Here is a 25,498-nt window from a genome sequence, read left to right as displayed (position 1 = left end):
GGGAACCACCAGGGCCGCCAAATCTCGTCGGGGAGCATCGTTCATCACGACCGGTGACCGTAGTGCTCGATGCCTTCATCCGCCCATTGAACTGGGCAATCTCTAGAGTTCGTTCAGTCAACGGGGCATCCGCTGCTCCATGCTCTGGCCCGACCCCGCCCAGCAGCACCGGCTCACCGAGATCCGCAACAACCTTCAGGACCGCATTGCAGAAGCTGAACGCGAGGGATGGCTCGGCGAGATCGAAGGACTCAAGGTCAGCCTCGCAGCAGCGAACGCCAAACTCGCGCAACTGACATCAACCAGCACCGATACCCCCAAGACCGACCTCGGCATGCCCCTATTCCCAAGCCAAAGAAGACCTTCCCCACCCTCCTGACACACGCACACTCCCAACCAAGAGGCCGCCAGGATGATCAACAAGAAGTTCAGAGAACCCGCAGCCGGAGACACCGGATTCGACTGCTCCGGCCTAACCCAAGCCGCCTACCAAGCCGCTGGCATCACCCTGCCCCGCACCCGCCCAGGACCAGTTCAACGCGGGTCCCCGCGTCCCGGCAGGCCAGCCGCTCGAACCGGGCGATCTCGTCTTCTGCGGCACCCCGACGGCGGCATCCATCACGTCGGCCTCTACATCGGAAACGGACAAATGATCGACGCCCCAAGGCCCCATGTGCCCATCAGGGTTGAGACCTATCGGTGTAGCTCTTCTGCAGGGACGCCCTGATCTCCACAGGTGATCAGCCCTGGTGGAGCTGTAGCCACCGGTCAAGGGTGGCGAAGTCCTGGTCTGTCAGCCCGTGTCGCGGGTCGATGCGGTGCGGGAGGGCTGGTACGGGGTGGTGGGTCTGGATCCAGTGCTGGTCGCGATGGGTGATCTCGTCGTCGATCCAGGCGAAGGGGCGTCCGGCTGCCCAGTCCAGGAGGGGGCGGGTCTTCCAGTGGAGTCCGTCCGCCGCCTCGTCGTCGGTGGGGTCGGGCCAGTGGCAGCCCCGGAAGGCCGAGCCAGGGGGCGATGCAGTCGTTCGCGTCGGACATCCAAGTCGTGGCCCAGATCAGGGTGCACGGGAGGGCGAGCAGCCGGGGCCCGAGTGCGGGATTGATCCGGGTGATGAGCGGGTTGGTGTCGGCTCCTTGTGGCTCGCTCGCGCTCCGATGGGTCGCGTAGCCGTCGGGAAGCTGTTGCCGTGTTGCCCCGAAGGGAATGAGAGGCCCATCGACATCGAGGAAGAGTAGGGGCAGCGTGGAAGCGATCACGATGGCACCGTAGCGGCCTACGGGCGGTCGTAGCAGGCATCGTCACGGGTGCGGGAGTTCTGGGCAGTTCGATACCGCTTCGATGGGAGGGCGGCGATGGGCTCGCTGATCGAGGAGCGGGGCCGTGAACTGCTGCCACCAGCAGTACCTGGACAAGAACCCGGTGGTTACTGCGGGTTGGGCGGGACGGGCGTCAAGCTGAGTGACCCATCGGATGGTGGCGCCTGCCCGACCGGCTTCGCGCCTGTTGAGTGATCGCCCGAGCGGGTCAGTGGCCGGCACGCGGGGTACCGGGCTTCCGCAACAGCCATTGCCCGAGCGTCCGCCGCGAGGGCCGTACCACCACGCGGCCGTAGGCCTTCTGGCCGACCAGCTCCACTCGCAGAGTGACCGGCGTATCAGGATCCGTCGGAGCCTGACGGTACTTGACCCTGCTGTGTGCCAGCCGCAGACCATCAGCATCGACCACGATGCCCGGTCTCGTGACCAGCGCCAGGGTCTTCCCCGCCATGTCCACGTCGATCCGCAGGGTGTCGTGCGTGATCACGGCCTCGGTGAAGTCGAGCGTCACGTCGCACCAGCTCACCGCGAGCTCCAGCCTCCGCGGTACCACCCAGCGCCCCACGCGCTCGACCGCGCCGCTGTGGACCTGTTCGATCCGGACTACGTCCTTGGCCTCTGCTTCAGTCGCGCCACCCGTAGCCGATACGGGCGGCAGGTCAGCGGTGAGCGCGGTCAGTTCACTCCGAGTCCGCGCCGACAGGGCAGCTTCCAGGCGCTCATCCAACTCGTCCGCGGTCAGCAGGCCGTCCCCCGCCGCGATCCGCAGCACGTCCACCACCCGGTCCCGGTCCGCATGAGAGGCCCGAAGCTCGGGCGACGACCCGGGGCCAGAGCCCTTCTCGGTGGGCGATACCTCTCCCGACATGCCTTCCGCCCCCAGTCCTGTCGAACGACTTCGCGAGATACAGCCAGCAGCGCAACCAGGAAACTAACGCTATATCGCGACAGGGACTCCGACCAAGCCCTGGACGCGACGACGCCCCCGGCTGGGTATGACCCAGAAGCCCTCCGTCGGGATTCGTCAGACCGTCGCCTCATCGGCGGGCTACTGTACGGACGCGCCGCGTTGCCCCCGGCTATCCGAGGAGGAATCCTGTGTCATCGCCCTGCGACCCCCAGTACGCTCCCGCCGGCGATGTGGGTGTAGCGCTCATGATGATCGACTCTCGGCTCAAAACCATCTACGACGGCAAGGCCGGGACCGACCCCGAACAGCAACAGTTGATCGACCAATTCACCGCGTCACTGGACCCCAAGGAAGCCAATGACGTGGTGGACGGCGCCTGCACGCTCATCTACATGTTCATGCAGTGGCTGCGGATGGCCTACGAGGACCACGACAGGGACGTCATCGAGTACGTGGTGCCCAGCTTCGTGGCCTCGATGCGGATGATGCCCAAGGGCTTCCGTCCCGAGGTCATCCCCACCATGGCCGGCTTGGTCGTCGCGGCCGGTACCGGCCTGAGCCCCAACCTGTGGCGCAAGCAGTACGGAGACTGGACTGGGGACGAGATGAATTCCCTGGAAGCCACGGCCTTGCTGCTCGCGGAGCACATCAACCGGCTCACTGGCGACCGCGACTTCGCCTCCCGCATGGTCACCGAAGCGCTGTCCAGCTCGAACCAGGACTGACGCGCAGTATCTTCGCGAGAGCCCTCTCGGGACGACAGCCTTATCCCACCTGCTCACCGCTGCGCTCTCGCCCTGAGCCTGTCCCCCTGCCCTTCCAAAGCCCCGAAGGCGTGGTCGGCTCCGCACAGGGTCTCTGGCCAGAATGATCAACCGAAGTGCGCAGCAGGCGCGCATCGGCGGGGAACCGGGCGGAGTTATATGGCGCTTCTCCCTTTAGGAGTGACGTTCTGCAGGGCGATTGTGGCCAAGGCGACAATGGCTGAGACCGTACGAGGGGAGTCGACAGCCGGCCCGAGCGCGGCAGTGATGGCGTCGAGGTAACGGTGCGACGTCCAGCGCGTCCTGCATCAGGTGCCGTACGTGGTCCGTGGCCGCGATCTGCTGCTCCGTGTCACTGATGTCGGCGGCGGTGGTCTGGCTTCGCCCTCGGTAGCAGTTGGCCAGCGCAGTGGCGTGGAGGACGCGCACAGCGTCCACCGTGCCGTTGAGGGTCAACCTAGTAGCATCCGAGCGGCCGTTGACTGTGCGGTACCGGTCGAGCGGGCAGTTCCGGGCAACGACGGTCAAGAGCACAGCCGAGAAGTCCAACACGCCGGGCAGCCCATACTCCTCCTGCAGCGTGCGGATGACTTCCATCGCTGTCGGCAAGTCTTCTCGGTCGCCCCGACGTCAAGCAACCACGCCGAGGCCCTGGGAGCCGTGTCCGTCAGGCTCGGGGCACCTCAGCCGGTCCCGCCAGGTCCGGACTGCGCATCGCGAGAGTCTTCGTCTGGTCCGCCTGCCGGTGTGGAAGTAGGGCTTTGGCTGGCTGGTCTCTCGGTTCGGGGAAGGCCGGCGATGATCAGATCGAGGGCGAATTCGAAGCGTTGGTCGAAGTTGTCGGGGCCGACGTAGGGCAGGGCCGCGGTCAGGGCTGGGTAGGTGCTGGCCGGGACTTGGTCCGGGGGGAGGGCCGGTGCGGTCTCTTGGGCGGCTTGCTGTTCCTGGGCGAGGCCCAGGGTCAGGTAGAAGATCGACCAGTGGGTCCACGCGGCTGTGCGTGGCAGGTGGCCGGCTGCCAGCAAGGTGGCGATCACGGTGTCGGCGTAGCGCAGCGTGTGGGGCTCGGCTGCGAAGACGCCCGCGACCATCTTGGCGGCGTCGCGGTGGGAGAGCAGCGCCGCGCGGCAGCGGCGGCTCAGCTCTTTGAGGCGGTCGGGGAACGCCTCGGGCAGCGGCGCATCGAGACAGTGCGCGAGGAGTTCGTCGGAGGCCAGTTCGAGCAGGCGGCCCTTGCTGGAGGCGTGCCAGCGGACGGTGTTGTGCTGCACGCCGAGCCGAGCCGCGACGGCGCGCATGGTCACGCCGTCCAGCCCGTGCTCGTCGAGGACCGCCAGTGTGGCGGCGACGATCTCGTCCCGTGTCATGCCCACCCGATGCGCCTCTCCGATCGGCTTCCGTGTCCCGTTGCCCAACCCCTGTTGTCCAATGGACAATTCTAGGGCATGCTCACCCTTGTCCAACGGACAAGAGTGAGAGGGAGTGGTTGTCATGCTCGACGTGCTCATCGCCGGGGCCGGCCCGGTGGGGCTCTGGCTCGCCGCGGAGTTGCGCCTGCATGGGGTGGAGGTGACCGTCGTGGAACGCCGGGCGGCACCGGACGGACGGTCGCGCGCGGTCGGCATGCAGGCCGGCACACTGGACACCTTCGCCACCCGAGGACTCGCGGAGCGGTTCATCGAACGGGGCACCCCCGTGCCGACCGGCCACTTCGGGGCGGCGACCACCCGGCTGGAGTTCTCCACGGTCGGGGCGGTGCACCCGTTCATGCTGGCGCTCGGTCAGTCCGTCACCGAACAGCTCCTGGAGGAGCACGCGGTTTCCGCGGGCGCCCGGGTGCTGCGCGGGGAGGAAGTCGTCTCGCTCACCCAGGGGCCGGACGCCGTCGAGGTGGTGATACGAGCCAGCGGCACCCACCGGACCGTGCGGGCCCGCTGGGTGGTGGGCTGCGACGGCACCCGCAGCGCGGTGCGCCAGGCGGCCGGCATCGACTTCCCCGGTCAGGACACCACACTGACCGGGTGGCTCGCCGACGTCGAACTCGACGATCCGCCCACCGCGCCACTCGCCGCCACCGGGCCGGCCGGTTCGTTCCTGGCGGCCCCGATCGGCGACGGCGTCCACCGGCTGGCGGGCCTGTCCACGGCCACCATGCACCACGGCACCGGCGAACCGCTGACCCTGGAGGAGGTACGCGAGCAGACCCGCACGCTACTGGGACGGGACCTGGGCATCCGCAACCCCCGGTGGCTGTCGCGCTACGGCAACGCCACCCGCCAGGCCGCACGGTACCGGGCCGGACGGGTACTGCTGGCCGGGGACGCGGCGCACATGTTCTTCCCGGCCGGTGGCCAGGGCATGAACCTCGGCATCCAGGACGCCACCAACCTGGGCTGGAAGCTCGCCGCAACCCTCCAGGGCCGGGCGCCCAGCGCACTGCTCGACAGCTACGACACGGAGCGCCGGCCGGCCGCCCGCGCCGTCATCGACAACACCCGCGCGCAACTCGCCCTGTTCGCCGCGGCGAGCCCGGAGCAGATCGCGCTGCGCGAGGTCTGCTCCGCCGCGCTGGCCGAACCGCAGACCAACCGCCAGTGGGCTCGCCGGATCGCCGGCTTCGACGACCCGCTCCCCGCCGACACCACGCCCGGCGCGCACTCGCTGAACGGCACCCGCCTGGCCGGCCTCGCCCTGGACACGGCACAGGCACCCACCGCCCACCCCTTGATGCACTACGGCCGGCCATTGCTGCTGGACCTAGGCGGGACGCGGACGCCGTGCCCCGCGAGTGATCTGGAACAGCGGGCAGTCACCGTCAACACCAAAGCGGCGGACCCAATTTGGCGGGACGTCACCGCCGTCCTGATCCGGCCCGACGCCCGGATCGCCTGGGCCAGCACCGACACCGACCCGCAGCGCCGGGCCGCGGACTGCCTCACCGCCCTGCGTACCCTGTGCCGCTGAGCGCGCTCGGTGAGCCCACACGCCGGACCCGCTCGGCTAGGCCCAATGTCGTGACTCTGTTGGCGATCTTTCGGGGTCATGCTGTGGCGGTGCAGAGTGCGTGGAAGTGCGTTGACCGGCGATGGGTTGTCCGGGGTTCGGTGATCCAGTCGGCGATGCGGGTGAGGTTGCAGGCCATGGCGGTCAGGGCGTGCTGGACGTGGGTCTTGCGCAGGCCGCGGTAGCGGGTTCTACGTAGTCCGCAGGTGCGGACGTTCTGGGAGAGGGTGGCCTCGATGCCGGCACGGATCGCGTAGCGTCGCTGCCATTCCTCGGTCTGCTGGTCGAGCCGGTTGCGCATCTGGATCTCGTGGAGTTCGCGGGTAGGCAGCAGTGCGAGGGCTCTGGGGCGTTCTGCGGAGTTGGTGCACTGGCTGCGGGCCGGGCAGGCCAGGCAGTCTGCCTTGGCGAACTTGACCTGGATGTAGTCATGTCCGTTGATCCGCAGTGGCCTCCATTCCCTGCCGGCCGACCCCTGGGGACATGTTGGTGGCTGTGGTCGGGAATCCCGGATCCTCCAGCTCCAGCCCCAGTGCGTACTTGAAGTCAATCCTCGTCCGCACCGATTCCGCCGCCGCGCGGTCCGAGAGATTCTCCGCGAACTGCAGCACCGAGACCAGCGCCAACTGCCCCGGTGAGAAACCCGGCCGGCCATCGGACAGGTAGAGGTCCGAGAGATCCTCGTCCTCGAAGAGCACGTCCAGCCGGTCCCGCACGAGCATCGCCGGAGTCCCCTTCGGACACGCCGCCCACGCGGTACATACCGTCCTGACCGGGATCCGCTGGAAACTCCTCGGCCGCAACGACACCACACCCACCCCCCGGAACCCGAGGCCACCCCGCACCCTTCCAGCGAAGCACCAACCAACCCTGCCGTCAGCACCCCTCGAAAGATCGCCAACAGAGTCATGTCGTTGAGTTATGGGGGTTGGACGGAGATGGCTTCGTGAAGTGGTCGTGTGGGCTGGGGCCATTGGCGGTGGTGACTGGCCTACGCCTTGCACTTGGACATTTTCCGTTTGAGAACGCGGGGCCGACTGCGCAGGCGGCGGGGTGGTAGGAGGTTCTCGCGGATCTCGCTGATGAAGTGGTCCCAGGCGCGGGCCATCGGCGTACCCCGACGTCAACCCTCCTGGTCACGAAACCGCTCTTCGCCAGTTTCAGGAGACCCGGATGCTGGCCTCGGCGATCGACGAGCTGGAAATGAGCGCGTTGATGATCTGGTCCTGTGAGGCCCGCGTCCGGGCCTCCATGGCCTCCCGGGCCGCAGCGGGATCACGCTCGCGGATGGCATCCAAAATCGCCTGCCGCTCATGCGCAGCCGACGCCGAGAAGGCGAGCGACTTCAAGGTGATCCGCAAGATGCGTTCGAGCTCGTCGAAGACTCGAATGATCGACTGCGCCAGCATGTCATTCCCGCACCTGTTGGCGATGATCGCGTCGAACTCGAAATTGGAGCGAAGGAAGGCGTTGACGCTCTCCGCATTCCCCAACTCATAAGTGGTTTTGAGAAGTTCTTCCATCCGGGCAAGATCGTCATCCGGGCAGCCGAGCTTCGCCGCCAGGCCGGCGGCTTCGGTTTCCAGAAGCTGCCGGAAGGCGCAGAGCTCCCGCGCCCCCTTCAAGGTCACGGGCAGGATGCGGTAACCCGAGCGGGGCAGCGCCTGAACCAGCCCATCGCGCTGCAGCCGGGTCAGGGCTTCCCTCACCGGCATCGCGCCGACCCCTGCCAGGTGCGTCAGGTCCGTCTTGGTGACATGGGCACCCGGCTCCAGCTCTAGTTCGATGATCCGCCGCTTGATCGCAAGATACGCGCGTTCGGTGGCGTTCAGGCTGGAGTGGCTCGTGCTGAGGATGACCGGCAGATACTTCACACCTCCATCCTACAGCAGTCTGTGATCTTACTCTGCTTCTCTTAGATCTCAGACTTGCACTTGGGGGACTGGTGCAGCCGCTGTCCGCTTACCAGGTGGCGCAATAGAGGGCTGTCCGCCCCCAGGCGGCGGCCGCGACTGGTGGCGCACCACCTGCGCCCAAGGTGATAAGAGCCTGCCTTCGCGGGCGCTCGCGCCGGGCGGCGCGGCGCCCGCCGGGGCGCGGCCTGCTTGACGCCTGGGAGGCACCCGTCAGCGTGGCGTGCGGCGACAGAGACTGCTTGCCCAGCAGCTCAGCTTGGCGTTGGTGGTAAGCGGCAATATTGTCCAACTTGATGTGCTCGTAACCGCGCACCATGTCGGGAAGTTCAGCGAGTTGCGCGACCACATCGAGATCGGGATGGGCGCTACTCAGAGCGTTGCGGACGGTACAGCGGTAGTCCTCGATGAGGAGGCCGGCGGGCGGAGTCGACGCCATCAGCGCCACGGTCGGGCACTACCGGCGGTCCAGGACAAATGATCAGCCCGCCGTGACCGTCACTGCCTTCATGAAATCGTCCGCGACCTGCGCAGCCCACTCCGGGTTCTCGAACGGCGGGTAGCGCCCGATGTCAGGCACCCTCAGCAGCTGCGCCACCGAGCCCATCTCTGCGACCGTGTCATCGACCAGCTCATCCTGCACGAGGAAGTCGTCGGCGCCCTGCACGATCAGGACCGGGCACCGCACATCGCCAAGCCGACCACGCAGATCGTGGGAGGCCCACGCCTGGCCATCGAACTTCCCCGCCTGTTGGGAGGTACTGCGCTGCAGCCACCTCAGCTCCATTTCCTGCTCAGAGGTCAGTTTCTTGCTCGCCGAGGCCACCGCCGCATGCTCGAGGTGATCAGTCCAGCCGGCATCGGGCGCGGCCGTCCGACCTGCCAGCAACGCAGCGGCCTCGGCCGACAGCGGTGTCCATGACGCGGCCTGCATGGAGATGACACCTCGATAGCACTCACCGTGGTGAGCGGCGAGATCCAGTGCCGTCAGGCCTCCCACAGAGGCGCCGAGCACAAAGGGCCACTCTCCGGTCAGAACCGTCTTCACGAATGCGTCCACGAATTCGGCATGGTCATGTATGGACGTCCCGGGCTTCCACTGCGCGGGGTAGGAACGGCAGTGCCCGGGAAGATCGGGCGCGATCGCACGATATCCGCGCTCGGCGAGCAGCGGCAGTAGATGCCTGTAGACCCGAGAGTCCGTGGCCCCGGGGTGAATCAACACGATCGGGGCGCCTTCCCCGGCCTCGTCGAAATAGGTACGCGCGCCATTGACCGTGACATAGCGGCCCGTGATCGGTTCGAAGATCGTCATGAGTTCAACTCCTTGCTCGGCCACACGCAGGGAAGAACTCCCACCATGACACGTTGACGGCGCTAAGATATCACACATCACATCTGAGATATCAGCAGGCCTAATGAGATATCACTTGCGGGTGTAGCGTACGGTCGGGCGCCTCGCCCAGTCGCTCCAGCAGGCCCGGGAGCTCCTCGGGCGCGGTCTCGGGATGCTGGCGGAGTTGGCCAAAGACAGGCGGGACCGGCGATGATGCGTCGACAGGCACGGCCTTCCACTCGGATCACAGAGCGTCGAGAACTCCATGATCTTGGAAGCCCGTGCCTGTCTCGTCCCGGAACCTCGCCCGGCTGACAGGTCCTCATGAACCCGGCGTCAAGCGGCCATGCCGAGGCCCTGGTCGTCAAACATGCCAAGTCCAGGCCGCGTTCGTCACTGGACGGTGAGCGGCGAGCTCAGCGGGCGCTGCCGATGTTGCGGTCCGCTTCGGAGCCCTGGAGCATCAGCGTGGTCTCCTCTATGCGGCTGAAGCGGCCATCGGCTGCCAGGTCGGCGAACACGTAGACCTCGGTGCGCACGGTCGAGCCGTCCTTCTTCGTGATGTTGACCGTGTGGCGGTCGGCGTACTTGGTGCCGTCGTAGAGCTCGTCGTGGACCTCGACAGAGCCTTCGGCGACGAGTGTGCGCACGTGGGTGATGTGCTCGATGAAGCCGGCGCGGTCGGCCCACTGCCCGTCCGTGCGCTGCCGGTAGCCGGGGGTGAAGTGGCGGTCGGCGGCTTCTTCGACGGTGATGTCGGTGTTGAAGATCAGGTCGGTGAGGGCGGCGGCGACGCCAGTGGGGTTCATGGGGGATTCCTTTCACGTTGAACACCAAGTAAGTGCGTGCGTTGCGCACGCTCCGCTTTGACTGTAGCACCTGATGCGTGCGCGGCGCACGCTATTGTGTGGGTATGGAGAACGAGGTAGGACACGAGATCGCCGATGCGCTGGGCATCCTGCTCAAACGCACCACCCGCACCCAGCTGCACAAGCACCTGACCGAAGGCATGGGGAAGGCAGTGGACGAGCTGACCTACCCGATCCTCAGCGCACTGGCCAGGACCGGCCCTCGCAGCGCCGCCGACCTGGCTCCGGACGCCGGACTCGACCGGTCCGGCGTCACGCGCCGCGCCTCCCGCCTGGAGGCCGCCGGACTCATCCGCCGCGAACCGGACCCCACCGACCGTCGCGCATCCCTACTGGTCCTCACCGACAAGGGAGAACACACCGTGGCCGAACTACGCGAGCGCCTGGCCGCCCACATCGCCGCAAGCCTCAACTCCTGGCCCCCCGGGGACGCCCAGACCTTCGCCCGCCACCTCCGCCGCTTCATCACCGAAGGCCCCTTCGTATAGCCGCCTCACACCACCGGGCCGTCGCAGTCCAGTTGAGGCGCCGGCTCGATTCCGGCGTCGCAGTCGGAGTGTCCAAGTGCGGCTCCGTCAACTGAAGCGCGCTACTGCGCCAACCCATGGGCTCACCCGCTGGCGTGTCCGGTTGATCACCCGAGCGGTCGGCCGAGTGCAGGGGGAGTTGACTGCTGTTCGGGCAGTCCACGACCGTGACTGCGACGGTCAGGCCATTGGCGCCGGGTGCGAAGGCCCTGCACCATGCCCGAGACGTGACGTTCGCCGAGGACGCTTCACAACCGCGGACGAGCACCACACCTCGGGCCAAGGCCACCTGGCGCAACCCCGCCATCGGCGCCCTCCGCCTGGCCGGCAGGACGAACATTGCCTCCGCACTGTGGCACAACGCCCGCGACAGCCGCCGACCGCTCGCACTCCTCGGGCTCACATGAACACGAACCGGGCATCACGACACTTCGCCGAAGCCCTGCCCACTGGATCTATTCGGCCCAGGCACGCTCCAGCTGGGTGCGGAAGGTGGCGGGCTTTCGCCCGATCAGCTCGGCCAGCGTCGAGTCGACAGCGGTGAACTCGCCATTGCGCGCCGCGCCGAAGATGCTCAGCATCAGGTCGGCGATCGGGGCCGGGGCGCCGTGCGCCAGGACCTGCTCGCGGAAGGCGCCGTCGGGGACGACGGTGCGGGTGAAGGGCCGTCCGGTGGTCTGGGACGCGATCTCGGCGACGGTGTCGAAGTCGAGCGCCGCCGGGCCGGTGAGCGGCGGGGTGGGCCCCTCGAAGCGGGCCTCCTCGGCGAGGATCACCGCGGTGGCCTCGGCGAGGTCGTCGTGGCCGGTCCAGGCGACGGGGCCGTCGGCGGGGAGGGCGATGTCGCCGGTGTGGCGGGTGGACTCCAGGAACTGCAGGGCGCTGGAGGCGTAGAAGCCGTTGCGCAGCGCGGTCCAGGGCAGGCCGGTGGCGCGCAGCAGGTCCTCGGTCTGGGCGTGGTCGCGGCATGCCTGGAAGCGGGAGTCGTGGGCGGCGCCCATCTGGCTGGTGTAGAGGATGCGGCCGACGGCGGCCTGCACGGCGGCGTCGATGGCGGCGCGGTGGCCGCTGACGCACTCCTGGCCCGTGCGGTCGAGGGAGACGAGGAGCAGTTGCTCGGCGCCCTCGAAGGAGTGCACGAGCGAGGCGGGGTCGTCGAAGCTGCCCTGCCGGACGCGGACGCCGCGGCCGGCGAGGTCCTGGGCCTTGCGGGGGTCGCGGACGCTGACGCCGACGCGGCCGGCGGGGACGCGCTCCAGGAGGCGCTCGACGGTGCGGCGGCCGAGCTTTCCGGTGGCTCCGGTAACGATGATCATTGGGTTCTCCCGACGCTGCTTCCGCTGGAATCATTCCAATGGTAACACTGGAAATTCCGATGGAATCAGATCTTCGGTACCATCGGTTCATGGCTACGCGCGACTCAACCGACAGCCCTCGGCGCCGCATCGTCGAGGCAGCCGTCGAGCTACTGGAGAACGGCGGCCCTGACGCGGTGAGCACCCGCGCGGTCGCCGCCGCGGCCGGAATGCAGCCGCCAGCGATCTACCGCCTCTTCGGCGACAAGGAGGGGCTCCTTGAGGCCGTCGCCGAGCACGGCTACGCGCAGTTCCTGGAGAGAAAGCGCGCGCAGCTCGACCCCGCCCCGCAGGATCCAGTGGAGGAGCTGCGCCGCGGCTGGGACATGGTGGTCGAGTTCGGGGTCTCCCGCCCCGAGTTGTTCGCGGTGATGAACCGGGCCATCGGCCGGGGATCGGACGCAGCACACCGCGCGGGCTTGGAGATCCTCCATGGGCGGGTGCGTCGGCTGGCGGCCGGGGGGTGGCTGCGGGTCGACGAGGAGCTGGCCGCCCAGATCATCCAGGCAACCGGCCAGGGCGCGGTCACCACCTGGCACTCCACCCCCGCGGACCGCCGCAATCCGGCGCTGTTGACCGTCCTGCGCGAGTCCATGGTCACGGCCGTCACTCGCGCTGAGCCGGCGGTCCCCGCCGCGGAATCCGGTCCCGCCGCGGCGGCCCGCGCGCTACGCGCCGCCCTCCCCGATGACGCCGATGTCCTGAGCGACGCCGAGCAGCGCCTGCTGCGTGAGTGGCTCACGCGCCTGGCGGCGGACGGTGGCGCGCCGCATGCCTGATCGCGCTTCAGGCGCCTTCGTGGAGGTTGAACCTCCCGAGGAGAGATTGTGCGATGAGGCGGCGTCCACGAGATGAGACAGTGGGCGACCACACGGCTCCGGCCGGCTTCCCCTTGCCCATAACGCGCCGCCAACCTTGATCACGTCTCCGCCGCCCACTGTTGACAACGCACGTGGTCAATACAACTAGACAGGCGTGCCGGCGAGGTGGCGGACGAACCACCGGGTGATCGCCTCATCCACCACCTTGGCGGTCGGGGTCTGCGGGGCCGGCTCCAGCCCAGGCAGCTCCGCCAACGCGTGGGCCAGGCCGGGCACGGTCAGCAATTCGACGTGGTCCGGCTTCGCGTACCGCCGCTTGAGGGCGTCGACCAGCTCGACGGCGTCGGCACGCAGTGACTCGCTGTCGAGATCGCCGCTGACCACCAGCAACGGTGGTTGCGGCGTCCGGGCGGCGATCGCGTCGGCGTTGGCGACGAAGTCCAGCCGGTCGGCGGCCGCGCGGGATTCCGGCGTCCAAGTGTACGGCTGGCCGCTGCCCTGCTCGATGAGGCTGACCACCGACCTCGCCCGGATCGCCGCGTTGACCACTGCTGCTGCGGCGATAGGTGTCTGGGCGCTGGCCAGGATGTGCAGGGCGACGGCGCCGCCGAGGGATCCGCCGACGACGCCGATCGGCCCGTCCGGAAGGGACAGCCGCTCGCGGAGCTCACCCAGCGCGGCGGGGAACTCCTCGGCGGCCTGCCGGACGAACGGGTCCTCATAGGCCAGGACGGCGTCCTCGCGGGTCAGCTCGACAACGGCGTCCATGCTGCCGTCGCGCATCCGGGCGCCGCACAGCGGCATGCCGAGGTGAACCCGCCACGCCGGTACCCCGGCCATGGGCAGCGCGGCGGCGAAGGCGGCGTCGGTGCGGGGCGCGCCGATCATGTGCCAGGTGACGACCATCGACGCGGGGCCGGGCGCGGTCGGGGGCAGCGCGGTGAAGGGTACGCCGGCGGCCAGGCCGGAGATCGGTTCGTGGGTCACTAGCTTGCCTTTTGCCCGCCGGGCGCGATCATCTTGCGGTGACTGATCCTCCAGCCATCCGGCTGGCGCGTGACGACGTCCTGGTAGACCACGCTGTTGACCATCCCGCCGGCCATGACGCCGATGCCCTTGGACCGCACCCGCGCTGAGCGCTCATCGAGCTGGGTGATCATGATGTTGGTGACGTGGTGGCCGACCGGGTTGGCGTCGCCCAACGCGAGCGCGGCCTCCCGCACGGCCGCGATCCCATGCAACGAGCCGAGGCCGAAATCGTCCAGGTCGTAGGTGACGTCCGGGGTGAACAGCTCACCCGCACGGTCCCACTCGCCCGCGTCGATGAGGTGCCCGTGAAGGTTGATCAGGTCGGTGATGTCGATCCGGTCTTGTCCCGCCAGTGCCATCGGGGTCGCCCTCCATGGTCCAGATAAGATGAGACTGAGTCCGTTTATGTGGGCACAGTAACGGACTGTGTCCCCGGTTAGCAAGGGGGTGGTGGTGATGCGCGCGGACGCCCGACGCAACTACGAGAACCTGGTGGCGCAGGCCAGTATCGCCTTCGCCGAGTCCGGCGTGGACGCCTCCCTGGACGAGATCGCCCGCCGGGCCGGCGTCGCCAGCGGGACGCTGTACCGCCATTTCCCCAGCCGCCTGGAACTCATCGAGGCCGTCCTCGCCGAGCAGATCGCCGGCCTCGTCGACCTCGGACGCGACCTGCTGACCGCCGACGACCCATTCCACGCGCTGTCCACCTGGCTGCGTGCCGCCATCACCCACGGCCTCACCTACCGAGGCCTGTCCGCCGCCATGCTGAATTCGGCCCTCGACCGCGAGGCCGACCTGGTGTCGACCTGGCACACCGAGATGTTCAACGCGGGCGCGGCACTGCTCGCGCGGGCACGGCAATCAGGGGCCGTTACTCCCGACGCTGATGACGCGGACATCCTGAGAATGATCGGCGCCATCGCCTGGGCCGCCCAAGACAGCCCGGACAGCGCCGCCCAGGCCGACCGCCTGCTAGCCCTCCTCCTCAGGGGACTGCACCAGCCCTGATTAGAAGGCGGTGAAATCCAGCACAAGACGGCCTCGCACTCCGCCCTCTGCCAGTCGTCGATGCGCCTGGGCGGCCTGGGCGGCCGGCAGCACGTCGGCCACCCGCAGCGTCAGTTCGCCCGTGCTCGCCTGATCCCGCAACCGAAGCAGGCGGGCATGGTCGGTGACCGCCTCGGTGACCAAGACCGGGTGCAGCTGGACGCCGCGGTCGACTGGGCCGGCCCAGCGGCGGACGACTGCCAACCCGCCGCCGTCTCGTATCGCCGGGAGGATCAGCTCGTGCAGCGCCGCCCCGTCGAGCACGGCGTCCACCCCGTCCGGCGCGAGTGCGCGGACCCGGTCGGCGACGTCGTCGCCGCGTGGCACGACCTCATCCGCGCCCAATGACATCACCAGCTTCGCGTCGGCGGCCGAGGCGTCGGCGAGCACGCGCAGCCCGTCGCTTCTGGCCAACTGCACCGCGTACCCGCCGAAGGCCCCGGCCGCGCCGGTCACCGCGACAATCCCACCGGCGGGCACGGCCAGCAGGTCCAGCGCGACCCGGGCGGTGAGGGCGTTCATCAGCAGTGTGGAAGCGGCCGCGAAGTCCGCGCCGGACGGGATCGGCACGACCGATTCCACTGGCGCCACAATGAGTTCGGCGTAGGCGCCACCGTGTGGGCCGTAGGCGTCCACGATCGCGACCACCGGGTCCCCTGGCCGGAGCGAGGTGTCGGTGTCCGGGCCGATCGCGTCGACGACGCCCGCCGCGTCCATGCCCGGCACGTACGGGCCGGGGCGGCCGTTGAACCAGGAGCGCGCGGCCCCGGCGCGCAACATCGTGTCGGTGGGGTTGACCGACGCCGCGCGCACGCGAACACGCACCTCGCCGGCGCCCGGCGCCGGATCGGGCAACTCGATCACCCGCAGCACCTCGGGTCCGCCGAACTCGGTCAGGCCGATCGCGCGCATGACCACTGCCTCCTTTCCAGGTCCATCATCGAGTTGTTGTTGCGCCAGCCGCGGGATTCCCCACAGACCAACGCGAGCTGACCCGGTTGCGGCGAACCAGCCACACGTGGTCGTGATCGCGGACCAGGTCGGTCTCGAACCAGTTGCCCAGCAGGAGGTGGTCCTGGAACTCAACTGACGGCCCCTGGCCGGCGCGGTGGTGCTGCCCGATCAGGTAGCAGGTCGACTGGGCGGTGTCACCATCCACCCGCACCCGGATGTTGGACAGCGCGTGGAAGGTGTCCATCCCCCTTCCCACCGTCTCCATCAAGGTCCGAACGACCTGGTCGCGACCCACGTAGGGCTCGAACGCGTGGATGCTGTGGTCGATGCCGCCGAGGTCGAACACGGCGTCCTCGGTGAAGGCGGAACGCAGCAGGTCCTCGTTGCCGAAGTCGATTCCCTCGACAATTCGCGTGACCGCGTCCACGATGCCGTCTCGGTCTGTGAACGCCGTCGTCTCGGTCAGATTCATTGGAAGCCCCTATCTCTCACGATCAAGTGGCACACGATGCCCGCGCACGCCAACGCCAACGTTGGCGTTGGAGCATGGTATGACGCACGTTAGCACCGCGAACCACCAACCACAACGTTGGCGGCGGTACCCTCCAGTCATGAAGCGCACCGTCGAGGAGACGCGCCAGCAGCTGCGGGCAGCCGCGACCGCCGAGTTCGCCGAACACGGGGCCGACGGCACCACCGTGACTCGCATCGCCGCCCGAGCCGGGGTCAACAAGGAACGGCTCTACGCCTACTTCGGCGACAAGGACACGCTCTTCGACGAGGTGCTCACCGAGGCGCTCGAGGAACTCTCCCACGCCGTGGCCCCGGACGGCCTGCGCTTCGACGACCTGGGCGAGTTCGCCGGGCGCACCTTCGACTACTACGGGCAGCACCCCGAGCTGGCTCGCCTGCTCCAATGGGAAGGCCTGCGAGGAGCGCCACCGGTGAACGCCACGGCGCGCGTGGAGCACTACGGCCGCAAAGTCGCCGCGGCGGCGCAAGCGCAGCGGGACGGTGTCATCGACAGCCAGATCGACGCCGGCCACCTCATGTTCATGATCATCGGGCTCGCTGCGTGGTGGTTCAGCGTCCCGCAACTGGCCACCATGATGACCGGCGCCGAGGCTGACGACCCGGGTGAGCGAGCACGGCGGCGGGCGTTCGTCGTAGAGGCCGCTCAGCGCCTGGCAGGCCTGCAGACGAACAGCTTCGCCGAATGAGGGCGACGCTGTTAGTGCCGCGTTCCTTGAAGATCACGTGTCTTGATCGTTGATCTCGATGGATCGACGAGGAGTGTCACGTGCCGAAGGCGCTTGTCGCGCGATTGCCAGTCGAGGAGCAGGAGGAGCGAGCGATCCGGAGGCTGTCCAGCGCGCGCCACGCTCCGGGGGACTGGATTCGCCGAGCGCAGATTATCGTGGCCGGTTGGGAAGGTAAGCCCACCAAGGTGATTGCCGCCGAAGTGGGCTGTCATCCGCAGACCGTGCGCGCGGCCGCACCGGTTCAACGCGCACGGGATCGATGGCCTGGGTGACCGTCCGGGTTCGGGGCGGCGGCCTCGGCTGACCGAGACCGAGCGCAGCCGGGTCGTGGCGATGGCGCGCACCGAGCAACCATCGGGCCGGTTGTTTCGGCAGTCCACTGGCGAGTTGGAGGCGGCGGTGGAGGGCGGTCCGGCGCGCTGGACGCTGAGCTCTCGCAGCCCCCGGGCTGGTTCTCTCGTCCTGGTTGGCTCCGATGGCCTGGCAGGGTCCGTCGAGACGCCCCGAGCCGGACCTAGACGATGGAGAGGTGACTTGCCATCAGCCAGCAGCGCGGATATCGCAGCGTTACTTGTCGCGATCCGCGGAGTCGGGAGGAGGCCGGTTCGCGTGGTCGTAGGCTTCCTGCGACGCTGTCACGTCGCCGAGGTGCGCGATCGACCATTCCTGTAGTGCGCGCAGCGGCTCGCGCAGAGTGCGGCCCGCCTCGGTGAGCGTGTACTCGACGCGGACCGGGACTTCGGGGTGGACGGTGCGGCGCACGAGCCCGTCCCGTTCGAGCCCGCGGAGAGTCTGGGCGAGCATCTTCTGCGAGATGCCCTCGATGCGTCGGCGCAACTCTGAGAAACGGGCGGTGCCGTCCCAGAGGGCGCCCACGATGAGCACCGTCCAACGGTCGCCGATGCGATCCAGGATGTGGCGGGTCGGGCAGTCCGCGCGGTAGGGGCTGCCGCGCAGCACCGACTCGGACTGAGTGGTTACCACAAAGTGCCTTCTTCCCGTCAGAGAGCTGCGCTCATACGGTAATCGCAGCGCGTCGTCCGACGCCACCCGTCCCGTGGAAAGGCACGTCGTGTCTCGCATTACCGTCATCGGCGGCACCGGCTACGCAGGTTCGGCCATCGTCGCGGAGGCCGCTGATCGCGGCCACCAGGTCACCGCGCTGAGCCGCTCGCTCCCCGACGCGCCGATCCCGAACGTGACCTATGTCCAAGGCGACGCCACCGACGAGGCGACGCTCTCAGCACCCATCGAGAGCGCGGACGTCGTCGTGGGCGCACTCGCCCCACGCAGCCCGTTGGCCGGTACCTTCCGCGACGTCTACCGCACGATCGCGCGTCTGGCCGACGCCGCGGGCGTGCCCCTGTTCGTCGTCGGCGGCTACTCATCGCTGCGCCCTGCGCCCGGGGCGGACCGCTTCGTCACCGACCTCAGCCACATACCCGCCGAGCTCCACGACGAGATCCGCGCCGGGGCGGCGCTCATCATCGAGGACCTCCCGGCCACGCCCGCGACACTCGACTGGGTCTTTGTGAGCCCGGCGCTCAGGTTCGGCGCGCGGATGCCCGGCGAACGACTCGGCCGTTATCGCCTCGGCGCCGACGTCGCGGTCCAGCCCGAGGACGGCGGCGCGATCTCCGCCGCGGACTACGCCCTCGGGTTCGTCGACCTGATCGAGAGAAGCGACCACCACAGGGCACAAGTCAACCTCGGCCACTGACGTGATCCCAGCGAGACCCAGTTCGCTGCCTGGCGCTCGAAGCGTGTGATGACCAGGGCGATCTGAATGATCTTTCTAGGGACTGATCGTGACGTGGCCGAGCGCTTTCCAGCGCTCGCCGAGGCACCGCAGGCCGCGCGGGATGAAGCGCCCCGGGGCCCAGCCACAGCTGCAGGTAGTCCGAAACCGAAGTGCGTTACAGGGACGTGCTCGAAACCGCCCGCGCCCTTGTCGGCGCTCTTTGAAAGTGGTTCTGGCCGCGATTTCGTGAACGCCCAGATCAGGGGCCGAATGCAGGAACGTTCACTCGGGGCACTTCTCGATCATGAGGCCTCCTCTGTCGAACCGGAACGGCCTCAGCCGCGCCAGCGGAAATCCCGAGCCCGCGCAAGATCACCTCCTGGATCATGCGGAACCGTGACCGCCTCGGCGCCGAGGAGATCGAGCACCTCGACCAGGCCCGCCTCGCCTGCCCGGACATCGCGAGGGGTGTGGCCTCGCCTGCGCCTGCCCGGACCTGGTCCGCAACCGCCGAGGCCAACTACTGCCCGCCTGGATCGGCCAGGCCGAACAGTCCGATGTTGCCCCGGTCGCCAAGTTCGCCGCGTTCTTCCGTCAGGACTTCGACGCCGTCACCGCCGGACTCACCCACGAGTGGAGCTCCGGCAAGGTCGAAGGCCACGTAACTTTTAAAACGGTCAAGAGAGCCATGTACGGCCGACCCAGCTTCCGACTACTACGGACCCGAATCCTCGCCGGCACATAGCCCCGGGTCGGTCACGGAATTCAACCGGCCGCCACCCGCTCGGCCACCGAGAAGTCGGTCCCACAGTCCGGACAAGCGGCTCGCCCAAAGAGGTAACGGACGCCATGAGCGAAGCCCTCCTGCCCATCCGCCATTGCCCGCGTGAACAACCTCTGCGGCAGCCCTTCCAACTCCTGCATTCGCGAGGGTTGGAGGGGTGACTTCTGCACATCTCGCAACGCGTAGTCCTCGGTGCAACAGAAGAAGTCTTCCTGCCCGATTACGACGAACACGTCGACCCCGCAGTACGGGCAGTCGACCTCGTACTCACCAGTCTCCAGGCCGTCCAGGCAGCGATCCCAGATCTCAACGCCCTCGAAAGAAAGCAGGGCCTGCAGCAGGTTCACGTATTCCCCGGCTTCGGCCGTCTGGCTCAAGCGGCGATCGGTGAGGTCGCGCAGAACCGCAATCGGAGCCGAGAAGACCGTAAGAGGGCTGTCGGGCTCGGACAGCCCAGGCGAACAGGCAGCGATTGCCCCCGCCGCCAGCAGCACCCAGCCCAGAGCCTCCCGGCTGCCCGCGGTCGCGATCTCGGCCAGGCGCGGAAGGGCTGCGAAGCTGGCGGTGAAGGCGGTATCCAGCTGCGGACACAGGTGGTCCACCAACTCGGACGACACACCGCTCGGATCGGCCTCGAACCGGGCCAAGAGACCAGGCACGTGTTCCGCGGAACCGCACACGTCGGAGAGCGTCGACCAATCCGTCATGCGTTCATCCAACCAGGCGCTCTGGACGGACCGCACCGGGTCGAGCGACTGCAAGATCCTTCACGAAATCGCGGCCAGAACCAACTTCCGCGAGCGCCATCACCCTCGCCGAAACGGGCCCACCCCAACCCATCGCACAGTTACTGGCCGACACCGACCAGGGCCTCCGACGCGGCGGCCGCCACACCGACGGCGGCGACCTCACCCGCCTGTCCGGACGGCCGACAACCCCGCTCGCCGCGGCCTGGCCGACTGGCGCCTGAGCATAAGGAAGGCATGTCCCATCATGGATGATGAAGATGAGAAGACGCGCTACCGGGGATTCGGACCCGTCCTCGGACTGCCGATCCAGGACGCCCGGGTGGATCTCTCGGCCCTTCCCCCGGATCTCCAGGCGGTAGCGCGGGAGTTCTTCCCGCCCGTGCTGGGCAGGGCGAAGGAGCCGCTGGTCGGCATCACGACGGACGGGCACGTCGTACCCGACCTGTTCGCCCTCCAGGACACCGGCTGGAATCCCGAGCCCGCGAGCAAGGCGGCGACCGCCTTCCTCGACTGCCTCACTCCCGCGCAGCGCGACGACGTCCTGTTCGCCGTCGACGCGGACGAATGGCGTATGTGGATCAATGCCTTTCCGAACTGGGATCCGCACGGCCTGCGCCTGGAGGACCTTCAGCCCGCGCAGCGCGAGCGTGCGCTCGCGATCCTCGAGGCGTCCTTGTCCGCCACCGGCTTCTCCGACGCTCGGACGGCGATGAAACTCAACGCCGCGCTCGGCGAGCTGATCGACCAGTACCGCGACACCCTCACCGAATACTGCTATTCCTTCGCAGTGTTCGGCACCCCCTCGACAACTCAGCCGTGGGGATGGCAACTGTGGGGCCACCACCTCGACGTGCACTGCTTCATCATCGGCCGGCAGATGGTCCTCACCCCGACCTTCATCGGTGCCGAGCCCACCGAGGCCGACCGCGGTACCCACAAGGGCCTGCGCCTGTTCGACGAGCAGCGGACGGCCGGACTCGACCTGCGGCGCAGCTTGCACCCTGAACAGGCACGTCAGGCCGTTCTCCACACATCGATCCGGGCGCAGGACCTGCCCGCCGAACTCGCCGACCCGGTCAACGGCAGGCACCTGGGCGGCGCCGCCCAGGACAACCGCGTCATCCCCTACGCGGGGCTACCGGCCGGCGGACTCTCCCACAGGCAACGGGAGTCGCTGCTCCACTTGGTGAAGACCTACGCGCGGCGACTCCCGGACGGTCCCGCCGCCGCGTTCATGGACAGCGTCGAGCGGCACCTCGACGACACGCACATCGCCTGGATCGGCGGGAGCGGCGACGATGACGCCTTCTACTACCGCGTCCACAGCCCCGTCGTCCTGATCGAATACGACTGCCACCAAGGCGTCTTCCTCGACAACGACCAACCCGAACCGTTCCACGTCCACACCATCGTGCGCACCCCCAACGGCGGCGACTACGGACGCGACCTGCTACGCCGACACCTCGCCCACCACCATCCACAGCAACGCATCGGACGCTGACCACCACTCACCCGACCCAGACCGCCCCGGGCGCTCCCATGCGCGGGCCCATGCCAGGATCCAACGCATGGCCACTTCGGGCTGCGCAGACCCCTCTTGACCCACAACCCCGCCACGGCACCCAGCGAGGACACACGCCAAAAGTGAGCCACACCAAACCACTGGTGGGCAGCCGAATTGAGAGCGTCCCGCCGGACACCTCGACCGAGCCTGGCCGGGCATCGGCCGTGGCACACGCAAACAAGTTGCCGATGTGCGTGTGTGACGTGGTTGCCCAGCCGGAATGAGCGTGCGCTCACGCCTGTCGCCGGCCGGGGGCCGGCGTGTCGCGCAGCTGGACGTCATGGCTGGCGGGGGTGCCGCGCATCAGCTGCTCACGCGGTGAGTCCGAGTAGGTCCTTGCCCGCGCGGATCACGGTTTTCCGTACCTGCTGCGGGTCGTCGAGTTCGGCTGCCGACAGCGCGCCGTCGTGCAGGAGCACCAGGACGCGGCCGGCGTGGTCGGGATCGGGGTGCCCGGTCTGGGCGGCCAGGCGCGTCACCGTCTCCTGGAACCAGGCGCGGTGCTCGGCCACGGCGACGCGAACCGGGTCCGCGGGGTCGGGGTACTCGGCGGAGGCGTTGATGAAGTGGCAGCCGCGGAATCCCGCCGAGCAGGTGACCTGGCCGATCAGGTCGAGCAGCGCGGCGGCGGCCTGCTGCGGGTCCGGCTGTTCCAGCGTGTCGGCGACCGCCGCGCGCAGGTCCGCGTCTGTGGCGCGCAGGTAGGCCTCCACCAGGTCCTCCTTGGCCGGGAAGTGCCGGTAGAAGGTCGCCCTGGTCACGCCGGCCTCGGTGATCAGGCGGTCCACCGGGACGGTGTGGATGCCCTCGGCGTAGAACAGCCGGCGCGCGGTCTCCAGCAGCCGGTCGCGCGGGCTCGAAGCGGCGCTCATCATGCCCCCAGCATAGAAGACAGAACGTTCTATTGACCCCACGGCCCATGTCTCGTACAGTCAGCCGCATGGGAAGAACGAACGTTCTGTCTAGTGCATTGCCGTCCATCGTCCTCGTGCACGGCGCGCTGACCGACGCGTCCGTGTGGCACGGGGTGGCCAGGCGCCTGCACACGGCCGGCGCCGTCGCGCACGCCCCGGCCCTGCCGATGCGCAGCCTGGCGCAAGACGCCGAGTACCTTCGCGGGTTCCTCGACCGAGTGCCCGGTCCGGTGGTGCTCGCCGGGCACTCCTACGCCGGCGCCGTCATCTCACATCCGGCCGTCACCGCGAGCGGGACCGTCGCGGCGCTGGTCTACGTCGCCGCGTTCCAGCCCGACACCGGGGAGAGCGCCGGCGAGCTCAACGCCAAGTTCCCCGGCAGCCTGCTCACCCCCGACAACCTCGATGTCACGCCGAACCCGTTGGGCGGCAACGACCTGATCCTGCGACCGGAGCGCTTCGGCGAGGTCTACGCCGCCGACGTCGAGCCCACCCACGCCGCGGTGATGGCAGCCTGCCAACGACCAATCGACCCGGCCGCCCTGGGCGAGACGCTGCCCGGCACGCCGAGCTGGCGCACCCTGCCCTCGTGGGCGTTGATCTCCACGCAGGACCGCTCACTGCCGCCCGCCATCCTGCGCTTCATGGCCGAGCGCGCCGGATCCCAACTCGTGGAAGTGGAATCCGCGCACGCCGTGCCGGTCGCACGACCCGCCGAAGTCGCCGACCTCATCCTCACCGCCGCCCGGGCGATCCGCCCATCCCGCTGACCGGAGCCACCGTCATGCCTGTCTCACACTTCGCCACTCATCTCGAGCGCAACGCCCGGTTCGCCGCCACCGACGCCAAAGACGAGGTCCCCGCGATCCCGTTCATCCCCTTCAACCAGCTCTACATCATCACCTGCATCGACCCCCGCGTCGAGCCGGCGGCCATCCTCGGCGCGAGGCTGGGCGAGGCAATCGTCGCCCGCAACGTCGGCGGCCGAGTCACCCCGTCAGTGATCAAGGACCTCGCCTGGATCTGCCACCTGCACGAGAACAAGACCCCGGACGCCGACTGGTTCGAAGTCGCGGTCGTCCACCACACCGACTGCGGCTCCGGACTGCTCGCCGACGAGCAACTGCGCCACGGCTACGCCGCCCGCGGTGGCTATGACGAGCAGACGGCCGCCGCCATGGCCGTCCTCGACCCTGCCACGACCGTGCACGAGGACGTCGAACGGCTACGCACCGCGCCAGAACTGGCGGCCAGCATCGACAAGATCACGGTCGGCGGCTACGCCTACGACCTCAATACCGGCCTGATCACCACGGTGGTCGACCCGGGCTGAACCCACACCACCGGCGCACGTCAACTCCTCTGCGCCGCAGAGAAGTAGGACACATGCTCAAGAAGGTGGTCACCGGCCTCTCGCCCACCGTGCTGCTGGCCGGAGCCGCCGAGGCGGCGGACACGCCCGTGTCTGACCCGCGCGTCCTCGCGCACCTCGACATCACCACCGGCCAGATGCCGGAGAACCTCGATGTTGTCCGTCTCATCGCCCCGCACCTGGATGCCGAGGCAGAGACCCGCCGCATTGTCGAGAGAGAGGAACGCGACTTCGATGGGCTGACAGCGACCCCGGGAGCGGCTCGGCTGCTGGGCACGCTTCCGCGGGATGCGTGAGCCATCGTCACCTCAGGCACTCGCGCCGTTGCCCAAGGGCGACTCGCCGCAGCCCAGCTGCCGCATCCAATGCACCTGGGGGCAGCCGATGACATCCAGCGTGGCAAGCCCAACCCCGAGGGCTACCTGACCGCGGCTCAACTGCTCGGCGCGACACCAGCACAATGCGTAGTCGTCGAGGACGCACCGGCCGGCGTGCATGCCGCCCACGCAGCAGGCATGCGGTGCATCGGCGTCGGCGGCGCCCTCGCCGATGTTGACGCCCTGCTCTCCGCGCATGTCGATGACCTGCGCCGCGTTCACGCAGAATCCGATCTCGATGGCTTGCATCTCTCCTTCACCTTCGCTGCGAAAACCGGCCAGAAGGCACGCCCATGAGGCACCTGGACATCACCGGTGGCCCGGCAATACGCGCACGCGTCCGTCAGCGCCGGTGATCAGCTTCTTGGGCGCCTGGTCCACCCTGACGGGCCCGCGGTCGACGATCTTCGCTGACCCCCGCCACTGGAGAGGGACCGGGATTAAGGAGAGCCGGACGATGCTCAAGAACACCAGCCACAGGAGCGCCTCGCAGACGGATCCTCACGAGTGGACAGTGCCTCGAACAATGCCGTGCCATCGACTGCGTCCGCAGTCGAATGGCACCCCCCGTTCACGCGATGCCGTGCGCTCCACCTCGATCAGCTTCGTCGCTGCACCCACCTCCTGTTACACGGCGATCACCTCGGGAACCCCAACGCCCCTGGCCTTCCTGCCCTGTAACGCCAGAGTCACGGTCCCCGTATCGAGCGGCCTGGCAGCTCAGCAATCAAACAATCGGTTGCCTGTTGGCGATGGTGGTGGATGCAATGTCCGGCATGGTCACCCAGGTGCGCCCGCCACGGCGAGATGGGATGAACGCGTACTACCGGGCCTTGCCGCTCTGCGATCCGGATAAACTGCAACCGAACCGTCACACCGGAGACGCCAAC

32 protein-coding genes and 3 pseudogenes are annotated in these 25,498 nt (G+C 68.3%); 18 read left to right on the top strand and 17 right to left on the bottom strand.

Features of this window, described 5'->3' with window-relative positions; all coding sequences use genetic code 11:
• The first annotated feature begins 139 nt into the window (after positions 1-139).
• Together P2L57_RS09100 and P2L57_RS09095 are read left to right on the top strand one after the other, a co-directional pair.
• Positions 140-379 carry a hypothetical protein gene (locus P2L57_RS09100; RefSeq protein WP_275811122.1) on the top strand — a complete coding sequence of 80 codons (240 nt, stop codon included), beginning with the start codon at positions 140-142 and terminating at the stop codon, positions 377-379.
• Between the two features lie 33 nt (positions 380-412).
• On the top strand, positions 413-727 hold the full coding sequence (locus P2L57_RS09095) for a C40 family peptidase (RefSeq protein WP_275811119.1): 315 nt from the start codon (positions 413-415) through the stop codon (positions 725-727).
• 13 nt (positions 728-740) lie between these two features.
• Here P2L57_RS09095 and P2L57_RS09090 read toward each other — a convergent pair.
• Positions 741-1,260, bottom strand: a pseudogene (locus P2L57_RS09090) (HAD domain-containing protein).
• 133 nt (positions 1,261-1,393) lie between these two features.
• Between P2L57_RS09090 and P2L57_RS40660 the strand changes: the two are divergent.
• Positions 1,394-1,512, top strand: a pseudogene (locus P2L57_RS40660) (peptide-methionine (S)-S-oxide reductase MsrA); the annotation flags it as partial.
• A 13-nt stretch (positions 1,513-1,525) separates the two neighbouring features.
• Here the strand turns inward: P2L57_RS40660 and P2L57_RS09085 are convergent.
• Positions 1,526-2,185 carry a DUF1707 SHOCT-like domain-containing protein gene (locus P2L57_RS09085; RefSeq protein WP_275811116.1) on the bottom strand — a complete coding sequence of 220 codons (660 nt, stop codon included), beginning with the start codon at positions 2,183-2,185 and terminating at the stop codon, positions 1,526-1,528.
• Positions 2,186-2,415: 230 nt separating this feature from the next.
• On the opposite strand from P2L57_RS09085, the gene P2L57_RS09080 reads away from it, so the two are divergent.
• Entirely contained in the window at positions 2,416-2,952 is a 537-nt protein-coding gene (locus P2L57_RS09080) for a hypothetical protein (RefSeq protein WP_275811113.1), read from the top strand.
• Positions 2,953-3,674: 722 nt separating this feature from the next.
• Here P2L57_RS09080 and P2L57_RS09075 read toward each other — a convergent pair.
• Complete coding sequence (locus P2L57_RS09075) at positions 3,675-4,358, bottom strand: TetR/AcrR family transcriptional regulator C-terminal domain-containing protein (RefSeq protein WP_275811183.1); 684 nt, start codon at positions 4,356-4,358, stop codon at positions 3,675-3,677.
• 124 nt (positions 4,359-4,482) lie between these two features.
• Between P2L57_RS09075 and P2L57_RS09070 the strand changes: the two genes are divergently transcribed.
• Positions 4,483-5,955, top strand: coding sequence for an FAD-dependent monooxygenase (locus P2L57_RS09070; RefSeq protein WP_275811111.1), 1,473 nt, complete (start codon positions 4,483-4,485; stop codon positions 5,953-5,955).
• 76 nt (positions 5,956-6,031) lie between these two features.
• On the opposite strand, the gene P2L57_RS40655 is transcribed toward P2L57_RS09070, so the two are convergent.
• From P2L57_RS40655 to P2L57_RS09040, 6 genes and pseudogenes are all read right to left on the bottom strand, one after another.
• Positions 6,032-6,544 carry a transposase gene (locus tag P2L57_RS40655; protein WP_425574897.1) on the bottom strand — a complete coding sequence of 171 codons (513 nt, stop codon included), beginning with the start codon at positions 6,542-6,544 and terminating at the stop codon, positions 6,032-6,034.
• Positions 6,498-6,803, bottom strand: a pseudogene (locus tag P2L57_RS41105) (transposase); the annotation flags it as partial. The gene P2L57_RS40655 and the pseudogene P2L57_RS41105, both read right to left, overlap by 47 nt.
• Positions 6,804-7,154: 351 nt before the next feature.
• Positions 7,155-7,868 carry a GntR family transcriptional regulator gene (locus tag P2L57_RS09055; RefSeq protein ID WP_275811107.1) on the bottom strand — a complete coding sequence of 238 codons (714 nt, stop codon included), beginning with the start codon at positions 7,866-7,868 and terminating at the stop codon, positions 7,155-7,157.
• Between the two features lie 88 nt (positions 7,869-7,956).
• Entirely contained in the window at positions 7,957-8,346 is a 390-nt protein-coding gene (locus P2L57_RS09050) for a DUF6537 domain-containing protein (protein WP_308292446.1), read from the bottom strand.
• A gap of 42 nt (positions 8,347-8,388) precedes the next feature.
• On the bottom strand, positions 8,389-9,222 hold the full coding sequence (locus tag P2L57_RS09045; protein WP_275811100.1) for an alpha/beta fold hydrolase: 834 nt from the start codon (positions 9,220-9,222) through the stop codon (positions 8,389-8,391).
• Positions 9,223-9,659: 437 nt separating this feature from the next.
• The gene (locus P2L57_RS09040) at positions 9,660-10,052 is read right to left on the bottom strand and encodes a nuclear transport factor 2 family protein (protein ID WP_275811096.1); all 393 of its coding nucleotides are present in this window, start codon (positions 10,050-10,052) and stop codon (positions 9,660-9,662) included.
• Positions 10,053-10,156: 104 nt separating this feature from the next.
• On the opposite strand from P2L57_RS09040, the gene P2L57_RS09035 reads away from it, so the two are divergent.
• Positions 10,157-10,600: a MarR family winged helix-turn-helix transcriptional regulator gene (locus tag P2L57_RS09035; RefSeq protein WP_275811093.1), complete on the top strand. Its 444-nt coding sequence runs from the start codon at positions 10,157-10,159 to the stop codon at positions 10,598-10,600.
• A 494-nt stretch (positions 10,601-11,094) separates the two neighbouring features.
• Here the strand turns inward: P2L57_RS09035 and P2L57_RS09025 are convergent, their stop codons facing one another.
• Entirely contained in the window at positions 11,095-11,955 is an 861-nt protein-coding gene (locus P2L57_RS09025) for an SDR family oxidoreductase (RefSeq protein ID WP_275811090.1), read from the bottom strand.
• 89 nt (positions 11,956-12,044) lie between these two features.
• Here P2L57_RS09025 and P2L57_RS09020 point away from each other — a divergent pair, with 89 nt between their 5' ends.
• Positions 12,045-12,773, top strand: a complete 729-nt coding sequence (locus tag P2L57_RS09020) for a TetR/AcrR family transcriptional regulator (protein WP_275811087.1) — start codon at positions 12,045-12,047, stop codon at positions 12,771-12,773.
• A gap of 186 nt (positions 12,774-12,959) precedes the next feature.
• Here P2L57_RS09020 and P2L57_RS09015 read toward each other — a convergent pair whose 3' ends face one another.
• Positions 12,960-13,802, bottom strand: a complete 843-nt coding sequence (locus P2L57_RS09015; protein ID WP_275811085.1) for an alpha/beta hydrolase family protein — start codon at positions 13,800-13,802, stop codon at positions 12,960-12,962.
• On the bottom strand, positions 13,802-14,203 hold the full coding sequence (locus P2L57_RS09010) for a nuclear transport factor 2 family protein (RefSeq protein WP_275811082.1): 402 nt from the start codon (positions 14,201-14,203) through the stop codon (positions 13,802-13,804). The genes P2L57_RS09015 and P2L57_RS09010 overlap by 1 nt, the downstream gene beginning before the upstream one ends.
• Positions 14,204-14,270: 67 nt before the next feature.
• Between P2L57_RS09010 and P2L57_RS09005 the strand changes: the two genes are divergently transcribed.
• On the top strand, positions 14,271-14,852 hold the full coding sequence (locus tag P2L57_RS09005) for a TetR/AcrR family transcriptional regulator (protein ID WP_275811079.1): 582 nt from the start codon (positions 14,271-14,273) through the stop codon (positions 14,850-14,852).
• Here P2L57_RS09005 and P2L57_RS09000 read toward each other — a convergent pair whose 3' ends face one another.
• Both P2L57_RS09000 and P2L57_RS08995 read right to left on the bottom strand, forming a co-directional pair.
• Complete coding sequence (locus tag P2L57_RS09000; RefSeq protein ID WP_275811075.1) at positions 14,853-15,803, bottom strand: quinone oxidoreductase family protein; 951 nt, start codon at positions 15,801-15,803, stop codon at positions 14,853-14,855. It lies immediately after the preceding gene.
• A 25-nt stretch (positions 15,804-15,828) separates the two neighbouring features.
• A complete protein-coding gene (locus tag P2L57_RS08995; RefSeq protein WP_275811072.1) occupies positions 15,829-16,317 on the bottom strand; it encodes a nuclear transport factor 2 family protein in 489 nt (162 codons plus the stop codon).
• Between the two features lie 139 nt (positions 16,318-16,456).
• Here P2L57_RS08995 and P2L57_RS08990 point away from each other — a divergent pair, with 139 nt between their 5' ends.
• The 3 genes from P2L57_RS08990 to P2L57_RS40645 all read left to right on the top strand — a co-directional run bounded on the left by P2L57_RS08990 (position 16,457) and on the right by P2L57_RS40645 (position 17,779).
• Entirely contained in the window at positions 16,457-17,065 is a 609-nt protein-coding gene (locus P2L57_RS08990) for a TetR/AcrR family transcriptional regulator (RefSeq protein ID WP_275811069.1), read from the top strand.
• An 80-nt stretch (positions 17,066-17,145) separates the two neighbouring features.
• Entirely contained in the window at positions 17,146-17,379 is a 234-nt protein-coding gene (locus P2L57_RS40650) for a helix-turn-helix domain-containing protein (RefSeq protein WP_372515659.1), read from the top strand.
• Positions 17,297-17,779, top strand: coding sequence for a helix-turn-helix domain-containing protein (locus tag P2L57_RS40645; RefSeq protein ID WP_372515658.1), 483 nt, complete (start codon positions 17,297-17,299; stop codon positions 17,777-17,779). Before P2L57_RS40650 ends, P2L57_RS40645 begins: the two co-directional genes overlap by 83 nt.
• Here P2L57_RS40645 and P2L57_RS08985 read toward each other — a convergent pair.
• Positions 17,675-18,091, bottom strand: coding sequence for a winged helix-turn-helix transcriptional regulator (locus P2L57_RS08985; protein WP_275811066.1), 417 nt, complete (start codon positions 18,089-18,091; stop codon positions 17,675-17,677). The two genes, P2L57_RS40645 and P2L57_RS08985, sit on opposite strands and share 105 nt — an antisense overlap.
• An 88-nt stretch (positions 18,092-18,179) precedes the next feature.
• On the opposite strand from P2L57_RS08985, the gene P2L57_RS08980 reads away from it, so the two are divergent.
• The gene (locus P2L57_RS08980; RefSeq protein WP_275811063.1) at positions 18,180-18,827 is read left to right on the top strand and encodes an NAD(P)-dependent oxidoreductase; all 648 of its coding nucleotides are present in this window, start codon (positions 18,180-18,182) and stop codon (positions 18,825-18,827) included.
• A gap of 469 nt (positions 18,828-19,296) precedes the next feature.
• On the top strand, positions 19,297-19,593 hold the full coding sequence (locus P2L57_RS08975; RefSeq protein WP_308292445.1) for a transposase: 297 nt from the start codon (positions 19,297-19,299) through the stop codon (positions 19,591-19,593).
• A gap of 20 nt (positions 19,594-19,613) precedes the next feature.
• Here the strand turns inward: P2L57_RS08975 and P2L57_RS08970 are convergent, their stop codons facing one another.
• Positions 19,614-20,393: a hypothetical protein gene (locus tag P2L57_RS08970; RefSeq protein ID WP_275811060.1), complete on the bottom strand. Its 780-nt coding sequence runs from the start codon at positions 20,391-20,393 to the stop codon at positions 19,614-19,616.
• A 232-nt stretch (positions 20,394-20,625) separates the two neighbouring features.
• Between P2L57_RS08970 and P2L57_RS08965 the strand changes: the two genes are divergently transcribed.
• On the top strand, positions 20,626-21,882 hold the full coding sequence (locus P2L57_RS08965; RefSeq protein WP_275811057.1) for a DUF3500 domain-containing protein: 1,257 nt from the start codon (positions 20,626-20,628) through the stop codon (positions 21,880-21,882).
• Between the two features lie 374 nt (positions 21,883-22,256).
• Here P2L57_RS08965 and P2L57_RS08960 read toward each other — a convergent pair whose 3' ends face one another.
• Entirely contained in the window at positions 22,257-22,820 is a 564-nt protein-coding gene (locus P2L57_RS08960; protein WP_275811054.1) for a TetR/AcrR family transcriptional regulator, read from the bottom strand.
• Between the two features lie 65 nt (positions 22,821-22,885).
• Between P2L57_RS08960 and P2L57_RS08955 the strand changes: the two genes are divergently transcribed.
• From P2L57_RS08955 to P2L57_RS40640, 4 genes are read left to right on the top strand one after another with little or no spacing between them, the layout of a single operon-like run.
• Positions 22,886-23,629, top strand: coding sequence for an alpha/beta fold hydrolase (locus P2L57_RS08955; protein WP_275811051.1), 744 nt, complete (start codon positions 22,886-22,888; stop codon positions 23,627-23,629).
• A gap of 14 nt (positions 23,630-23,643) precedes the next feature.
• On the top strand, positions 23,644-24,192 hold the full coding sequence (locus P2L57_RS08950) for a carbonic anhydrase (protein ID WP_275811048.1): 549 nt from the start codon (positions 23,644-23,646) through the stop codon (positions 24,190-24,192).
• Positions 24,193-24,245: 53 nt separating this feature from the next.
• The gene (locus tag P2L57_RS08945) at positions 24,246-24,527 is read left to right on the top strand and encodes a hypothetical protein (protein ID WP_275811045.1); all 282 of its coding nucleotides are present in this window, start codon (positions 24,246-24,248) and stop codon (positions 24,525-24,527) included.
• A gap of 3 nt (positions 24,528-24,530) precedes the next feature.
• Positions 24,531-24,905, top strand: coding sequence for an HAD-IA family hydrolase (locus P2L57_RS40640; protein ID WP_372515660.1), 375 nt, complete (start codon positions 24,531-24,533; stop codon positions 24,903-24,905).
• Positions 24,906-25,498 lie beyond the last annotated feature (593 nt).

The sequence above is a fragment of the Streptantibioticus ferralitis genome (assembly GCF_029223525.1).
Classification (GTDB): Bacteria; Actinomycetota; Actinomycetes; order Streptomycetales; family Streptomycetaceae; genus Streptantibioticus_A; species Streptantibioticus_A ferralitis.
Note: the sequence above shows the minus strand (reverse complement) of the source record. Positions and strands in the feature narration are given on the sequence as shown.